At 67.5% G+C, this 12,738-nt stretch carries 16 protein-coding genes; 4 read left to right on the forward strand and 12 right to left on the reverse strand.

Features of this window, described 5'->3' with window-relative positions:
- Positions 1-77 precede the first annotated feature (77 nt).
- The 6 genes from BUR28_RS06865 to BUR28_RS06885 all read right to left on the reverse strand — a co-directional run bounded on the left by BUR28_RS06865 (position 78) and on the right by BUR28_RS06885 (position 4,066).
- Positions 78-281 carry a hypothetical protein gene (locus BUR28_RS06865; protein ID WP_074219447.1) on the reverse strand — a complete coding sequence of 68 codons (204 nt, stop codon included), beginning with the start codon at positions 279-281 and terminating at the stop codon, positions 78-80.
- A 310-nt stretch (positions 282-591) separates the two neighbouring features.
- Complete coding sequence (locus BUR28_RS06870; RefSeq protein ID WP_074219448.1) at positions 592-951, reverse strand: hypothetical protein; 360 nt, start codon at positions 949-951, stop codon at positions 592-594.
- Between the two features lie 75 nt (positions 952-1,026).
- Positions 1,027-1,158, reverse strand: coding sequence for a hypothetical protein (locus BUR28_RS20695; protein ID WP_256370877.1), 132 nt, complete (start codon positions 1,156-1,158; stop codon positions 1,027-1,029).
- 199 nt (positions 1,159-1,357) lie between these two features.
- Positions 1,358-1,756 (reverse strand): DUF6497 family protein, encoded by a 399-nt coding sequence (locus BUR28_RS06875; RefSeq protein WP_074219449.1) that lies wholly within the window; start codon positions 1,754-1,756, stop codon positions 1,358-1,360.
- The gene (locus tag BUR28_RS06880) at positions 1,753-2,523 is read right to left on the reverse strand and encodes a class I SAM-dependent methyltransferase (RefSeq protein WP_139307511.1); all 771 of its coding nucleotides are present in this window, start codon (positions 2,521-2,523) and stop codon (positions 1,753-1,755) included. The genes BUR28_RS06875 and BUR28_RS06880 overlap by 4 nt, the downstream gene beginning before the upstream one ends.
- A gap of 10 nt (positions 2,524-2,533) precedes the next feature.
- Positions 2,534-4,066 (reverse strand): acyl-CoA carboxylase subunit beta, encoded by a 1,533-nt coding sequence (locus BUR28_RS06885; protein ID WP_074219450.1) that lies wholly within the window; start codon positions 4,064-4,066, stop codon positions 2,534-2,536.
- A gap of 257 nt (positions 4,067-4,323) precedes the next feature.
- Here BUR28_RS06885 and BUR28_RS06890 point away from each other — a divergent pair, with 257 nt between their 5' ends.
- The 3 genes from BUR28_RS06890 to BUR28_RS06900 all read left to right on the forward strand — a co-directional run bounded on the left by BUR28_RS06890 (position 4,324) and on the right by BUR28_RS06900 (position 7,603).
- Positions 4,324-5,580, forward strand: a complete 1,257-nt coding sequence (locus BUR28_RS06890; protein WP_074219451.1) for a multidrug effflux MFS transporter — start codon at positions 4,324-4,326, stop codon at positions 5,578-5,580.
- A gap of 74 nt (positions 5,581-5,654) precedes the next feature.
- Positions 5,655-7,058 (forward strand): helix-turn-helix domain-containing protein, encoded by a 1,404-nt coding sequence (locus tag BUR28_RS06895; protein ID WP_074219452.1) that lies wholly within the window; start codon positions 5,655-5,657, stop codon positions 7,056-7,058.
- Positions 7,059-7,117: 59 nt separating this feature from the next.
- The gene (locus BUR28_RS06900) at positions 7,118-7,603 is read left to right on the forward strand and encodes a CoxG family protein (RefSeq protein WP_074219453.1); all 486 of its coding nucleotides are present in this window, start codon (positions 7,118-7,120) and stop codon (positions 7,601-7,603) included.
- Between the two features lie 10 nt (positions 7,604-7,613).
- On the opposite strand, the gene BUR28_RS06905 is transcribed toward BUR28_RS06900, so the two are convergent.
- The 3 genes from BUR28_RS06905 to BUR28_RS06915 form a co-directional block, all read right to left on the reverse strand.
- Positions 7,614-7,859 carry a YdcH family protein gene (locus BUR28_RS06905; protein ID WP_074219454.1) on the reverse strand — a complete coding sequence of 82 codons (246 nt, stop codon included), beginning with the start codon at positions 7,857-7,859 and terminating at the stop codon, positions 7,614-7,616.
- Positions 7,860-7,946: 87 nt separating this feature from the next.
- Positions 7,947-8,513: a hemerythrin domain-containing protein gene (locus tag BUR28_RS06910; protein WP_074219455.1), complete on the reverse strand. Its 567-nt coding sequence runs from the start codon at positions 8,511-8,513 to the stop codon at positions 7,947-7,949.
- 41 nt (positions 8,514-8,554) lie between these two features.
- Positions 8,555-9,466, reverse strand: a complete 912-nt coding sequence (locus BUR28_RS06915; RefSeq protein WP_074219456.1) for a DMT family transporter — start codon at positions 9,464-9,466, stop codon at positions 8,555-8,557.
- A 188-nt stretch (positions 9,467-9,654) separates the two neighbouring features.
- Here BUR28_RS06915 and BUR28_RS06920 point away from each other — a divergent pair, with 188 nt between their 5' ends.
- Positions 9,655-11,112, forward strand: a complete 1,458-nt coding sequence (locus BUR28_RS06920; protein WP_074219457.1) for a GGDEF domain-containing protein — start codon at positions 9,655-9,657, stop codon at positions 11,110-11,112.
- Positions 11,113-11,128: 16 nt separating this feature from the next.
- Here BUR28_RS06920 and BUR28_RS06925 read toward each other — a convergent pair whose 3' ends face one another.
- The 3 genes from BUR28_RS06925 to BUR28_RS06935 all read right to left on the reverse strand — a co-directional run bounded on the left by BUR28_RS06925 (position 11,129) and on the right by BUR28_RS06935 (position 12,691).
- Positions 11,129-11,869: a YebC/PmpR family DNA-binding transcriptional regulator gene (locus BUR28_RS06925; protein ID WP_074219458.1), complete on the reverse strand. Its 741-nt coding sequence runs from the start codon at positions 11,867-11,869 to the stop codon at positions 11,129-11,131.
- 88 nt (positions 11,870-11,957) lie between these two features.
- Positions 11,958-12,287 carry a hypothetical protein gene (locus BUR28_RS06930; protein ID WP_074219459.1) on the reverse strand — a complete coding sequence of 110 codons (330 nt, stop codon included), beginning with the start codon at positions 12,285-12,287 and terminating at the stop codon, positions 11,958-11,960.
- Positions 12,284-12,691, reverse strand: coding sequence for a helix-turn-helix domain-containing protein (locus tag BUR28_RS06935; protein WP_074219460.1), 408 nt, complete (start codon positions 12,689-12,691; stop codon positions 12,284-12,286). Before BUR28_RS06935 ends, BUR28_RS06930 begins: the two co-directional genes overlap by 4 nt.
- Positions 12,692-12,738: the final 47 nt, after the last annotated feature.

A 12,738-nucleotide genomic window follows, 5' to 3' on the forward strand; every position in this document is an offset into this window, starting at 1 on the left:
AAGGGTCACCGGGGCGGACAGCCCCGGTGACCCTGTCAGGTCGAACGCGGGCGGGCCGCCGGGCCCGCCGGTTCAGATCAGTTGCACACGCCCGCGTCGTCGCACAGCGCGCCCGCCGCGGCGCCCACGGCCGCCCCGGCCGCAACGTTGCCGTCGAGCACGTCGGCCACCACGGCGCCGCCCACCGCACCGGCAAGCGCCCGCTCGCTGTCCCGCGACATGTTGCAGGCCGACAGCGCACCGACCACCACCAGTGCCAATGCGAATTTGAGAGTGCCCATCCTACTCTGCCTCCTCGATCGCTTTCCTTTGAGCAAGCTTTTAGCCGGAGGCAGGTCGGCCGGGAAGTGAAATCGCCGCGATGGGCGAAGGCGCGCGAGCGCCGAGAACGGGAAATAGGCCTGACCCAAAAAGGGTCAGGCCTGGGGGTTGGGGAAGGGTAACGGTAGTAAAATACGCGAGGACGTAGGGGTGTCGCCACATCGCGCGTAAGACGACCATTAACCAATCCTTCGCAAAAGGGAAGCGAACAACGCAAAGGCGAGTGAATTTTGGCCGATTCCCGCCCAACCGCGCATGCCATCAGCAAGATCATGCCGATGCCTCCGGGCCGAAGACCTCGGGAAAGGCCGCGCGGGCGCGGGCCAGATCAAGCCGCAGCAGCGCGTCGTAGCTTTCGGGATCGAACGGTTCCTCGGCGGCGACCACCTCGCGACCGAACAGCCAGGAGAGACGCCCGGCATCGAGATTGCCGCGCACGAAGGCCGCCTCGCCGAAATGCTCCCAAAGGGCGGCCAGAAACGCCGCGTCCGCCTGCCGGTCGGCCGGGCGCCGGTCGGCATAGCGCTCGCGCGCGACAAGGCGCGTTGCCCCCTTCTTGTTGGAGCGGCGAATCGTGAAGTGGAAATCGGTTCCCGGCAGACGCCCGGGAAAGCCCCTGTGCTTCAGCATCGCGCGCCTCCATGGGCCTGCGCGGATGCGAGCGGAGCGGAAGGGGGGGCGGGCGATGCCCGCCCCTTGCCCCGGTCAGTACTTCTCGTAGGTCGGCTCGGCCGGGATCGGCTCGGGCTCGACGTAGACGACTTCTTCTTGCTGGCCGCAGGCTGCGACGAACGCCACCAGCGACAGGGCCATGAGGGCCTTGATGCTCTTGGACATCGGAAACTCCCATTCTGTTCTGGGGCGGGCCTCGACCCGTCCCCCGTCCGATTCAAGGCCGCTGTGCCGCGACCTTGCCAGATCATAACCGAACGAAATGCAATTGCACGGCCTGCGTGCGGGAATGCGCCCGGCTGTGCCCGAAAAAGCGCAGCTTTCCGCCAAGTTGAGCTCTGCATCGCAACAGCCTGCCGCACCGTCAGAACCCCTCCCAGATGCAGCGGCCGCCCTCGGGGCGGTAGGCTTCGAAGAACTGGGTCGCCTCCGGGTCGGGCTGGCCGAAGGTCACGGGCCCGTCCATCAGCGTTATCACGACCTGCGCGACACGCGGACCCAGATCGGAAAGCCGCGGCAGCGCATAGCTTTCGCAGAGATACGCCATGTCGCCCGCGGCAAGCTCGAACGGCATGGTGCCGCCCGCCCGCGCGATCTGCGGTGCAACGAAGCGGAAACGCGCCGTCAGTCCTGCCGGGCCAGGTTCGTCGGTGACGATATCGTAGAAGGTGACGGGCTGGCCCGAGGGCACGTCGATGCCGTCCGCCGCAGAAGCGGCGGGGGCGAGAAACGCCAGCACGATCCCCCATCCAGCCGATCTCATGCCGCCACCTTGCGCAAGAGGATGCGCCGCGCCTTCGGGTGGCCGGGCAAGGTCACGATCGGCCCCAGCGGCGCAAGGTCCCATACCTGCCCATCGGCACGCTTCAGCCGAAGATCGAGCAGGACCGCGCCATCGCCGGCCACCTGCCCGCGGAAAAAGTCGAGGTAGGTCGCCACGGGGTAGTGAAAGCCGCAGGAGACGAAACTCACCGCGAGATCCACGGTTCCGGCGCCCGCCAGGCCATCGCGGGCGGGGTTCACGGTGACCACCCGGCTTTCTGGCACGCCATTCGCGACGAGGAAGGCGCGGGCCGTTTCCAGACTGGTATAGGCCGCGCCCTCCTCGGCATAACCGAAATGGCGATGTTCGCTGGTTTCGATGTCGATCAGGACGATGTCGCAATCGAGGTCGCGATGGGCGAAGAGATCCCACATCGCATAGCCGCACCCGATATCTGCCACCCGGCGCGGCGCGATCTTGGCCAGCGCGGCCTGCTGCGCCCGGTATTCGGCGCGGATTACGCCCGCGACACGCCGCGCGATTTCGGGGCCCAGGCGGTCGATCTGCGCCTCGATCGGGCCCGCGTCGCCCGCGCTCCAGGCCTTGATAACCTTGCCGTAGCGGGGCACGTCATAGAGAACCTCGGAGCGCTGCAGCAGCATGTTGAGAAGGTCGTCCCGGCCAAAGACCGACAGGTCGAGCGCCCGGATTTCGGACGCCCGCGCCTCAGCCTCGATATCCAGTTCGACGATCTCGTGAACGGCCAACGACCAGCCCTCAGAGCGGAATGTTGTCGTGCTTTTTCCAGGGCATCGGGCGCTTCTTGTTGCGCAGCGCGGCGAAGGCGCGGCTAACCCGGCGGCGGGTCGACCGCGGCTGGATCACCTCGTCGATGAAGCCGCGCTCGGCCGCCACGAAAGGATTGGCAAAGCGGTCCTCGTAATCGGCCGTGCGCTTGGCGATCTTTTCCGCGTCGCCCAGTTCCGAGCGATACAGGATTTCGGTCGCCCCCTTGGCGCCCATCACCGCCACCTCGGAGGTGGGCCAGGCATAGTTGATGTCGCTGCGCAGGTGCTTGGAACTCATCACGACATAGGCCCCGCCATAGGCCTTGCGGGTGATCACCGTCACCTTCGGCACCGTCGCCTCGCCATAGGCGAAGAGCAGCTTCGCGCCATGCTTGATGACGCCATCGTATTCCTGCTTGGTGCCGGGCAGGAAGCCCGGCACGTCGACCAAGGTCAGGATCGGGATGTCGAAGCAGTCGCAGAACCGCACGAAGCGGGCGGCCTTGCGCGCCGAGTCGATATCAAGAACGCCGGCCAGCACCATCGGCTGGTTCGCCACCACGCCCACGGTGCGCCCTTCCAGCCGGATGAAGCCGGTGATGATGTTTTTCGCGAAATCCTCCTGGATCTCGTAGAAATCCCCCTCGTCCGCGACCTTCAGGATCAGCTCCTTCATGTCGTAGGGCACGTTGGGATTGTCCGGAATCAGCGTGTCGAGGCTGTCCTCGATCCGCTCGGGGTTGTCGAAGAACGGGCGCACCGGGGGCGCCTCGCGGTTGTTGAGCGGCAGGAAATCGACGAGACGGCGCACCTCGTACAGCGCCTCGACATCGTTCTCGAAGGCGCCGTCGGCGACCGAACTCTTCTTCGTATGCGTGGAGGCGCCGCCCAGCTCCTCGGCGGTGACGTGTTCGTTGGTCACGGTCTTCACGACGTCGGGGCCGGTGACGAACATGTAGGAGGAATCGCGCACCATGAAGATGAAGTCGGTCATGGCGGGCGAATAGACCGCACCACCCGCGCACGGCCCCATGATGACGCTGATCTGGGGCACGACACCGCTTGCCTCGATGTTGCGCTGGAACACCTCGCCGTAACCGGCAAGGCTGTCCACGCCCTCCTGGATGCGGGCGCCGCCGGAGTCGTTGATGCCGATGACGGGCGCGCCGTTCTCCATCGCCATGTCCATGATCTTGCAGATCTTCTGCGCGTGCGTGGCCGAGACCGAGCCGCCCAGAACGGTGAAATCCTGGGAAAAGACATAGACCTGCCGGCCGTTGATCGTGCCCCAGCCGGTTACCACGCCATCGCCGTAGGGGCGGTTTTCCTCCATGCCGAAATCGGTGCAGCGATGGGCCACGAACATGTCGAACTCTTCGAACGACCCTTCGTCCAGCAGCAGGTCGATGCGCTCGCGGGCGGTCAGCTTGCCCTTGGCGTGCTGGCTGTCGATCCGTTTCTCGCCGCCACCCATGCGGGCGATGTCGCGGCGGCGCTCGAGTTCGTGCAGGATGTCTTTCATCGGCGCTGGTCCCTTGCGGAAATTTGCGGCAACCTATCGACAGAAGAGGCAGTTTCAAAGCCCATATCGGCTAATTTGCAAACCATTGGCAGGCTTACGTCTGCATAATGCAAATCCGCAAATGCAGTGCCCGCGAAGCGATGGCGCCGTGCAGCGGGCACTGTCGGACACCACAGGGTCCCCGTTCAGGGCCGCGGCTGCAGCGAAAGAATTTTGATCGGATGGACAAAAGCGTCGCAGTGGCGTAGCGGAACGCCATGCCATCCTCGCCCGATCTGCGCTTTCTCGACCGGACCACGCCGCCGCATATCGCGACGCTGATCCTGCTCGCGGGGATTTCGGCGCTGTCGATGAACATCTTTCTGCCGTCGCTGCCGAACATGACGGCGCACTTCGACACCGAATACCGGCTGATGCTGCTGTCGGTGGCGCTTTACCTCGCGGTCAACGCGGTGTTGCAACTGTTCATCGGCCCGATCTCGGACCGCTACGGGCGGCGCCCGGTGCTGCTGGCCTCGCTCGCGCTGTTCCTGATCGCCACGCTCGGCTGCATCTTTGCACCCAACGCGGGCGTATTCCTGGCTTTCCGCATGGCGCAGGCGGTGGTGGTGACCGGCATGGTGCTGAGCCGGGCGGTGGTGCGCGACATGGTGCCCGATGCAGAGGCCGCCTCGATGATCGGCTACGTCACCATGGGGATGGCGCTGGTGCCGATGATCGGACCGGCGGTGGGCGGCGTTCTGGACGCGGCCTTCGGCTGGCAAGCCAGCTTCGGGATGCTGGCCCTGTTGGGCCTTGGCATGCTGGCGCTGACCTGGGCCGATCTCGGCGAAACCGCGCAGCCCCGCGAGACCAGCCTGCTGGCGCAGTTCCGCGAATATCCCGAACTCTTCCGCTCGCGCCGGTTCTGGGGCTACGCGCTGGCGGCAAGCTGCGCCTCGGGCGCGTTCTTCGCCTATCTCGGCGGCGCGCCCTTCGTGGGATCGGAGGTGCTCGGCCTGTCGCCCGCGGTGCTGGGCCTCTATTTCGGGCTGGTCGCCGTTGGCTACATGGCCGGGAACTACCTCTCGGGGCGCTACTCGGTGCGCGTCGGCATCAACACGATGATCTTCCGCGGCACGCTCGTCGCCTGTCTTGGCCCGCTGCTCGCGATGGCGCTGTTCGGCCTTGGGCTCGATCACCCGGTTTCGTTCTTCGGCTCGATGGTGCTGGTCGGGCTCGGCAATGGGATGACGCTGCCCAATGCCACCGCGGGGATGCTGTCGGTCCGCCCTCATCTGGCCGGCACGGCGAGCGGGCTGGGCGGCGCGATCATGATCGGCGGCGGCGCGGGGCTATCGGCACTGGCCGGTGCGGCCCTGGTGCCGAGCTCGGGACCCTGGCCGTTGCTGGCGATCATGCTGGCGACTTCGGCGGCGGCCGTCGCCTCGGTCGCCTATGTGCGCCGGATCGATTTGCGCGAAGGCCCGCTTGTCGGAACACCGCCGCCCGCCGCGCGCCCGCCGAGGATGTGAATCAGCGCTTGCGCCCAAGCTTTGCAAAGACTACGGCGCAGCGCGGCTAATCCGCAAAGACCACGGAACATGGCATGTCGACCCGAAAACTCTATGCCGGCGTGAAACTGCGCGAGACGCGCACGCGCCTGGGCCTCACGCAGAAGGATTTTGCCGGCAAGCTCGGCATCTCGCTGCCCTACCTGAACCAGATGGAGAACAACAACCGGCCAATCTCCTCGACCGTGCTTCTGGCGCTGGCCTCGGAATTCGGCTTCGACGTGACGGAATTGTCCTCGGGCGATGCCGAACGCCTGGTCTCGGACATGCGTGAGGCGATGGCCGACCCGGTCTTCGGCGACCTCACGCCCCCGCTCGCCGATCTGCGCCTGGCGGCTTCGAACGCCCCTGCCCTTGCCCGTGCCTTCCTCGAACTGCACCGCGCCTATCGCCAGAGCCACGAGCGGCTGGCCTCGCTGGACGAGGCGCTGGGGCGCGAGGACGCCGGGCTGCAGCCCTCGCCCTGGGAGGAGGTGCGCGACTTCTTTCACTATTGCGACAATTACATCGACGCGGTGGACCGCGCGGCCGAGCGGTTCGCCCGTCAGGCCGCGGGCGATGACGACCCCGAGCGGCGCGCGGCCCACGCCCTGGAGGCGGCCGGCATCACCCTGAAAACGCAGGACATGCCCGGCCTGCGCCACTATGACGAGAAGAGCCGGACCCTGACCCTGTCGGCGCGCCTGCGGGGACCGACCCGGCGCTTCCAGTTACTGCACCAGCTTGCGCTCATCACGCAATCGCAGCTGCTGGAGGCGACGCTCGACCTCGCCCGGTTCCAGACGCCCGAGGCGCGCGATATCGCCCGGATCGGGATGGCCAACTACTTCGCCGGCGCGGCGCTGCTGCCCTATACGCGCTTTCTGGACGCGGCGCAGGAGACGCGCCACGACCTGGAGCTGCTGGCCGACCGCTTCGGCGCCTCGGTCGAGCAGGTGGCCCACCGCCTTTCCACGCTGCAACGCCCGGGCGCCAAGGGCCTGCCGTTCTACTTCGTGCGGGTGGACCAGGCCGGCACCATCACCAAGCGTCACTCCGCCACCCATCTGCAATTCGCCCGCTTCGGCGGCGCCTGCCCGCTTTGGAACGTGCATCGCGCCTTCGAGACGCCGGGCCGGTTCCTGCGCCAACTCGCCGAGACGCCGGACGGCGTGCGCTATTTCTGCCTCGCATGCGACGTGACCAAGCCCGGCGGGGCCTGGGGCGCGCCGGTGCGCCGTTTCGCGATCGGGCTGGGCTGCGAGGTGAGACACGCCGACCGGCTGGTCTATGCCGACGACCTCGACCTGGGCAATTCCGCCGCGTTCGAGCCCATCGGCATCTCGTGCCGCATCTGCGAGCGGCGCAACTGCCACCAGCGCGCGGTGCCGCCGCTGGAACGACGGCTCAGCGTCGACGCCAACCGCCGCGGCGTGCTGCCCTACGAGGTCGCGGAATAGTTTTGACGTTTGCCTCCTCCTGCCCATAGTTAGCGTCAGGGAGCACAGGGAGGAGACCCATGGAACTATCCGGAAGCCGCCTTATCGGGGCGGATCGCGCAACCGTGTGGGAGAAACTCACGGACCCGGACACGCTGCAAGCCTGCATTCCGGGCTGCCAGGAACTGGAGGGCAGCATCGAGGACGGGTTCGACGCGGTGGTCAAGCAGAAGGTCGGCCCCGTGAAGGCGACCTTCAAGGGCGGGGTCACCGTCTCGGATCTGGTGGAGGAGCAGAGCTATACCATCGCCGGCGAGGGCAAGGGTGGCGTCGCGGGGTTCGCGAAGGGCCGCGCCGACGTGCGTCTGGAGGATGCCGAGGAGGGCGGCACCGAACTGATCTACGACGTGCATGCCGAAGTCGGCGGCAAGCTCGCCCAACTCGGCTCGCGGCTGATCCACGGCACGGCCCGCCGGCTGGCCGATCAGTTTTTCGACAATTTCGCGGCCGAGGTGGAAGGCCCCGCCGAAGAGACCGAAGACGCGGGCGCAGCCGCCCAGGGCTGAGCCCTGCGGCTCAGACCGTGGCTTCGTTCAGGATACGCGCGATCTCGTCCTTGAGATGCATGCGCTTCTTGCGCAACTCGGTGAGATGCAGGTCGTCGGTCGGCTCGACATCGGTTTCGGCCCGGTGCACCGCGCCGTTCACCTCGTGGTACTCGTCGAAGAGCCGCGCGAAATGGGCGTCGGTCTCCTTGAGATTGTGGATCAGATCCGACTTGTCGGGGAACTCTTCGGCCAGCTCGTGCGGCGTGTGCGACATGACCCCTCTCCTCTTTCCCTAAGCGTTCGGGGCACGGTAGGTGGGGCGAAGGCGGCCCGTCCTTGACCCGGATCAAACCCCGTGCGGTCAGGCCCCCAGCGCCTGCCCGTGCTTGAGGAGAATGGGTACGACAAGCTCCTCTTCGTCGACGAGGTGGCGATCAAGCAGGCGTTCGAAGCCCGACACCGCGCCCACGAGGTCGCCCGCGCGGGCGTGACGGGCGATCGGCTCGGCGCGGATCAGGCGGTTCGTCGTTTCGGCGAGCCGCGTCAGGTGGCCGTCGAGCGCGTGGTGATCGTGGTCCAGGATGTAGAATCCCCGTGTCAGCCGCGGTTCGAGCGTCTCGAGCCGCGGGAAATACGCGCTGTCCTCGATCCGGTGATGGGCGTGCAACTCGCTGAGGACGAGTTGCGCCGATCGCGCCACGCGGCGGGTGGCCCGGTCGGGATCGACGCGGCGGTCGAGCATGGCCTGGGTCTCCTCCTGGATCTGTGCCAGGAGGCGACGGAACAGAATGTGGCGATCCAGCCAGAACCGGGTCAGGCCGTCGAAGGCGGCATGGCTCTGCCAAAGGTCGCGCGGATGTTCGCGGACCAGTTCCGTTAGCGCATCGGGCAGACCCGTGCGCGTTTCCAGATCGACGTCTTCGGCCATGGCGGGGTTCTAGTCGCCCGCCGCGCTGCGGCAAGCCGCGTTCACGGTTTCGTGGCCGCGGGCGCCGATGCGCGGCGGCGAAGCACCGCCTCGCGCCAGGTGATGAAGACCACCGCACCCACGATCATCCCGCCGCCGAGGATCACCCAGCCGTCCACCGCCTCGTCGAACATCAGCCAGCCCACAAGCGTGGCCCAGACGAGCTGCAGGAAGGTGACCGGCTGGGTCACGGTCAGCGGTGCGGCGCGAAACGCCATGGTCATCGTGAAATGCCCTGCCGTCGCGAAGAACGCGACGCCGAAAAGCCACGATAGTTGAGTGAGCGTCGGCGTCACCCAGACCGCGAACGCGAAGGGCGCGAGTGCGATCGTCACCGAGATCGACAGCATGGCCACGACGACGGCGGCGTTGTCGCGCTCGCTGAGCTTCTTGGCCATCAGGTAGGACGCCCCGAAGAACAGCGCGGTGAACAGCATCGCGAGATGTCCGTCCGAGACCTCGCGAAATCCCGGCCGCAGGATCACCAGAACGCCCGCGAAGGCCACCGCGATGGCGAGGATGCGCCGCAGCGCCAGCCGTTCGCCGAAGACGAGCGCCGCGCCGATGGTCACGTAGACCGGGTTGAGATAGTTCATCGCCGTCACCTCGGCGATCGGGATGCGGGTCATCGCGTAAAACCAGCAGATGACGCCCAGCGCATGGGCGAGCCCGCGCCAGCCGTAGAGCACGAAGGCCGCGCGGTTCAGCCCCGCGCGGAACAGCGGGCGCAGCATCGGCGCGAGGAAGACGAGGCCGAGCAGATACCGCAAGAAGGCCGCTTCGGGCGCCGGCACGGCATCGCCCACATGTTTGACCAATGCGGTCACGGCGACGAAATTCGCCCCTGTCAGCAGCATCCAAAGGATGCCCACGATGGGGGGCGGGCCCCGGGATGCGTCTGCGCTGTCCGCCATGCGGCGACTTGAGCCCAACGCGGCCCGGGCTGCAAGGGCCGTGTCCGCCGCGCCGCGTCTGCGACCGGGCGAACAGCCGGAGCGCTGCGGAGCCTCGACTGGCCGCGCATCCGCATCCGGTCGCGTGGCCGTCTCAGCATTCAGCCGGATTAGCGGGGCGCAGGGTCCGTCAACTGCGCGTTAAGGACTTGTTTGCCATAATCGCCGCGACGGTCGGGGATCTCAGCCACAAGGACAACACCATGGGGCAGGGCTGGCAACCGCTGGCGGGCGAAAGCGATGCGGACGCGATTCTGCATGGCACGCCGCGTTTTGTCATGGTGCGGTCCGCCCCCTTAGTTCGGCAGGCACTGGCGTCGTTTTCCTTTCTGCTGGCGACGGTCCCCACGATCGGCCACCTCGCCGAGATTCCCATCCTGTACCGCCCGTTTCCGGGCGAGGCCGGCATTCACCCCCTGACGCTCACCGCGCTTGCGGCCCTCGCGCTGGCCCTTCTCTTGCAGCGCCCCTTCGCCCGCGCCGGCATCGCGGAACGCGGGCTTGTGGCCCTGGCCGCCGGCAGCGCCGTCGCACAGCTGGGCGAGGTGTTGCTGGCCGCCGGCACCGAACCGACCGCGGCCAATGTAAGCTCCGCCCTCGGGATCCTTGCGCTGGCAAGCGCACTGGCGCTGCGGCGCCGACGACCGGCCTGGCCGGCGATGATCCTGGCCGGCACCGCCGGCATGATCTGCCTGACGGCGTTCTTGGGATTCGCGATGGGAATCGGGCGGCTTCAGGGCGCGCTCTCGCCCTTCACGATGCTGATCATGGGGCCGCTCGTCCTTGCCGCGCAGATCGGCCAGGCCCGGCGCCCGGCGCTGCGCGCGCTGTTCCGCGACGACCAGTTGACGCGCGTGTTGCGCCTTGAACTGGCGCTGGCCGCGCTCGTGCCCATGGGGCTGGCGCTTGTGGTGTTCCGGTTCGATCCGCATGGCGCAAGCTCGGCGGATGCGGTCTATACTCAGGCGATGATCCTGTTCTGCTGCACCAGTGTGCTGGTGGCCGGCCGCATGCGCGACCGGCTGGATCACGAACGCCGGATGCTGGCGCGCGAATTGGAACGCGCCTCTTTCATCGACCCGCTGACCGGCCTGGCGAACCGCCGCGGCATCATGATGATGGCGAACCACGCGATACACGCGGCCCGGCGCAGCGACCGGCCGGTTTCGCTGGTTCTGTGCGATCTCGACCGGTTCAAGGCGATCAATGACTGGCTCGGCCACAGCGTGGGCGACCAGGTATTGCAGGCTGCGGCCACCCTGCTCGCAGGCCGCGTCCGGGTGTCGGACATCGCGGGGCGCTGGGGCGGCGAGGAATTCCTGTTCATCCTGCCCGACACGCCCCTCGCGGGGGCCGAGGCCTTGGCAGAGCTTCTGCGAATCGCCCTTTGCGAAGAGGTCGGGATCATGCCGTCGGGCGCGGTGGGCACCGGCGCGGGCGGCAAGCCGCTGACCGCGTCGTTGGGCTGCGCCCTTATAGATGTCGACCGGGCCGACGGGGTCGAACGGGCGCTCGAGGCGGCGGACAGCGCGCTTTACGTCGCCAAGCGCAACGGCCGGAACCAGGTCGCCAGCAGCCCGGCACCGGCCGCCACGCAGCCCGCCTGAGCGCCCGCGGCCCGGCTCAGAGCTGGGCGAGCACCTCGTCGCTCGCCTCGAAATTCGTGGTCACGCGCTGGACGTCGTCGTCGTCCTCGAGTGCCTCCACCAGCTTCATCAGCTTTTCCATGCCTTCGAGGTCGAGTTCGGTCGTGGTGGTCGGCTGCCAGATCAGCCGCGTCGACTCGCTCTCGCCGAGTTGCGTTTCCAGCGCCGAGGCCACGTCGTTGAGGTCGGTGTCGGCGCAGAGGATGACATGCCCGTCCTCGGAGCTCTCCACGTCCTCGGCGCCGGCCTCGATCGCGGCCATCATCACCGTGTCGTCATCGCCCGCGTCGGGGGTATAGCGGATCTCGCCCTTGCGCTCGAACATGAACCCGACCGAGCCCGTCTCGCCCAGGTTGCCACCGTTCTTGGTGAAGGTCGACCGCACATTGGACGCGGTGCGGTTGCGGTTGTCGGTCATCGCCTCGACGATCACCGCAACGCCGTTCGGCCCGTAGCCCTCGTAGCGGATTTCCTCGTAGGCGTCGCCCTCTCCACCCTGCGCCTTCTTGATCGCCCGCTCGATATTGTCCTTGGGCATCGAGTTCGACTTGGCGTCCTTGATGGCCAACCGCAGCCGCGGGTTCTTGTCGGGGTCGGGGTCCCCCATCTTGGCCGCGACCGTGATCTCCTTCGAAAGCTTGGAGAACAGCTTTGCGCGCACCGAATCCTGCCGGTTCTTTCGGTGCTGGATGTTCGCCCATTTCGAATGGCCTGCCACGGGGTGCCTCCGCTAGGTGATTTTCGAATCGGCGACTCTATAGGCCAAGGACGCGGGGACAGGCAATGCCGCCCGGTGGCCGCACCCCTCAGGCGGGCCCCACGCCCGCGAGCGTGCCGAGCGTCAGCAACAGGCGCAGCGCCAGCCCCCCGCCAAGCATGACCATCGCCCAAAGCGGCAGAAGCGTGTGCACGCCGAGAAAGAGTTGCGCACGTTCCTCGTGCCCCACGATCCGCGCCCGGGCGGCGCCGAGCCGGTCGGGCGGCGGCGGCGCGGCCTCCAGCGCATCGCGCAGGCGACGCGCCTGCCGCGCGTGCCAGTTCGACCGCACGACCCCCGCGAAGGAATAGAGCGCCGGGATCACCAGCATCAGGTGCGAGACGGCCTCGACACGGTCGAGCGCCCCGGCGCCGATCACCGCGGCCGCACCGAGATATCCAGTTCCAGCCCCAGAAGCTCGGCCATCGCGATCAGGACCCAGAGCTTGGGTCCCTCCTTCGACTTGCCGCGCACGATGTCGGACACCGTGGCGGGCGCGAAACCGAACGCCTCGGCCAGTTCGTTCACCGAGTTGGGCCGCCGGCTCAGCATCTCGCGCATGAGCCGCGCCGCCTCGATCCGCGACAGTTCCTTGGCGCTGTCGGAGAGCACCGCCCAACGCTCCCGTGGGGACAGCGCCTCGAGATCCTCGGCGATGCGAGCCTCGATATCGACCGGCTCGGCGGGCAGCGGCCCGTCCTCCCCGGCCTCGGGGCGGAGGGCGGCGGAGGCCCCGCCGTTTCGGGGCGCTTCGGCGAGTGCGGCGCGCTGGGTCTGTGCCATGGTCGCTCCTGTTAGCTTGCAGGCTAATACTTGGGTGTCCCAGCCTG

This window comes from Rhodovulum sp. ES.010 (genome assembly GCF_900142935.1).
Taxonomy (GTDB): Bacteria; Pseudomonadota; Alphaproteobacteria; order Rhodobacterales; family Rhodobacteraceae; genus Rhodovulum.

Excerpts from the sequence above, each read along its gene's own strand:
- BUR28_RS06865 (WP_074219447.1), bottom strand. The coding sequence starts at position 281 with ATGGGCACTCTCAAATTCGCATTGGCACTGGTGGTGGTCGGTGCGCTG.
- BUR28_RS06870 (WP_074219448.1), bottom strand. The coding sequence starts at position 951 with ATGCTGAAGCACAGGGGCTTTCCCGGGCGTCTGCCGGGAACCGATTTC.
- BUR28_RS20695 (WP_256370877.1), bottom strand. The coding sequence starts at position 1,158 with ATGTCCAAGAGCATCAAGGCCCTCATGGCCCTGTCGCTGGTGGCGTTC.
- BUR28_RS06875 (WP_074219449.1), bottom strand. The coding sequence starts at position 1,756 with ATGAGATCGGCTGGATGGGGGATCGTGCTGGCGTTTCTCGCCCCCGCC.
- BUR28_RS06885 (WP_074219450.1), bottom strand. The coding sequence starts at position 4,066 with ATGAAAGACATCCTGCACGAACTCGAGCGCCGCCGCGACATCGCCCGC.
- BUR28_RS06890 (WP_074219451.1), top strand. The coding sequence starts at position 4,324 with ATGCCATCCTCGCCCGATCTGCGCTTTCTCGACCGGACCACGCCGCCG.
- BUR28_RS06895 (WP_074219452.1), top strand. The coding sequence starts at position 5,655 with ATGTCGACCCGAAAACTCTATGCCGGCGTGAAACTGCGCGAGACGCGC.
- BUR28_RS06900 (WP_074219453.1), top strand. The coding sequence starts at position 7,118 with ATGGAACTATCCGGAAGCCGCCTTATCGGGGCGGATCGCGCAACCGTG.
- BUR28_RS06905 (WP_074219454.1), bottom strand. The coding sequence starts at position 7,859 with ATGTCGCACACGCCGCACGAGCTGGCCGAAGAGTTCCCCGACAAGTCG.
- BUR28_RS06910 (WP_074219455.1), bottom strand. The coding sequence starts at position 8,513 with ATGGCCGAAGACGTCGATCTGGAAACGCGCACGGGTCTGCCCGATGCG.
- BUR28_RS06915 (WP_074219456.1), bottom strand. The coding sequence starts at position 9,466 with ATGGCGGACAGCGCAGACGCATCCCGGGGCCCGCCCCCCATCGTGGGC.
- BUR28_RS06935 (WP_074219460.1), bottom strand. The coding sequence starts at position 12,691 with ATGGCACAGACCCAGCGCGCCGCACTCGCCGAAGCGCCCCGAAACGGC.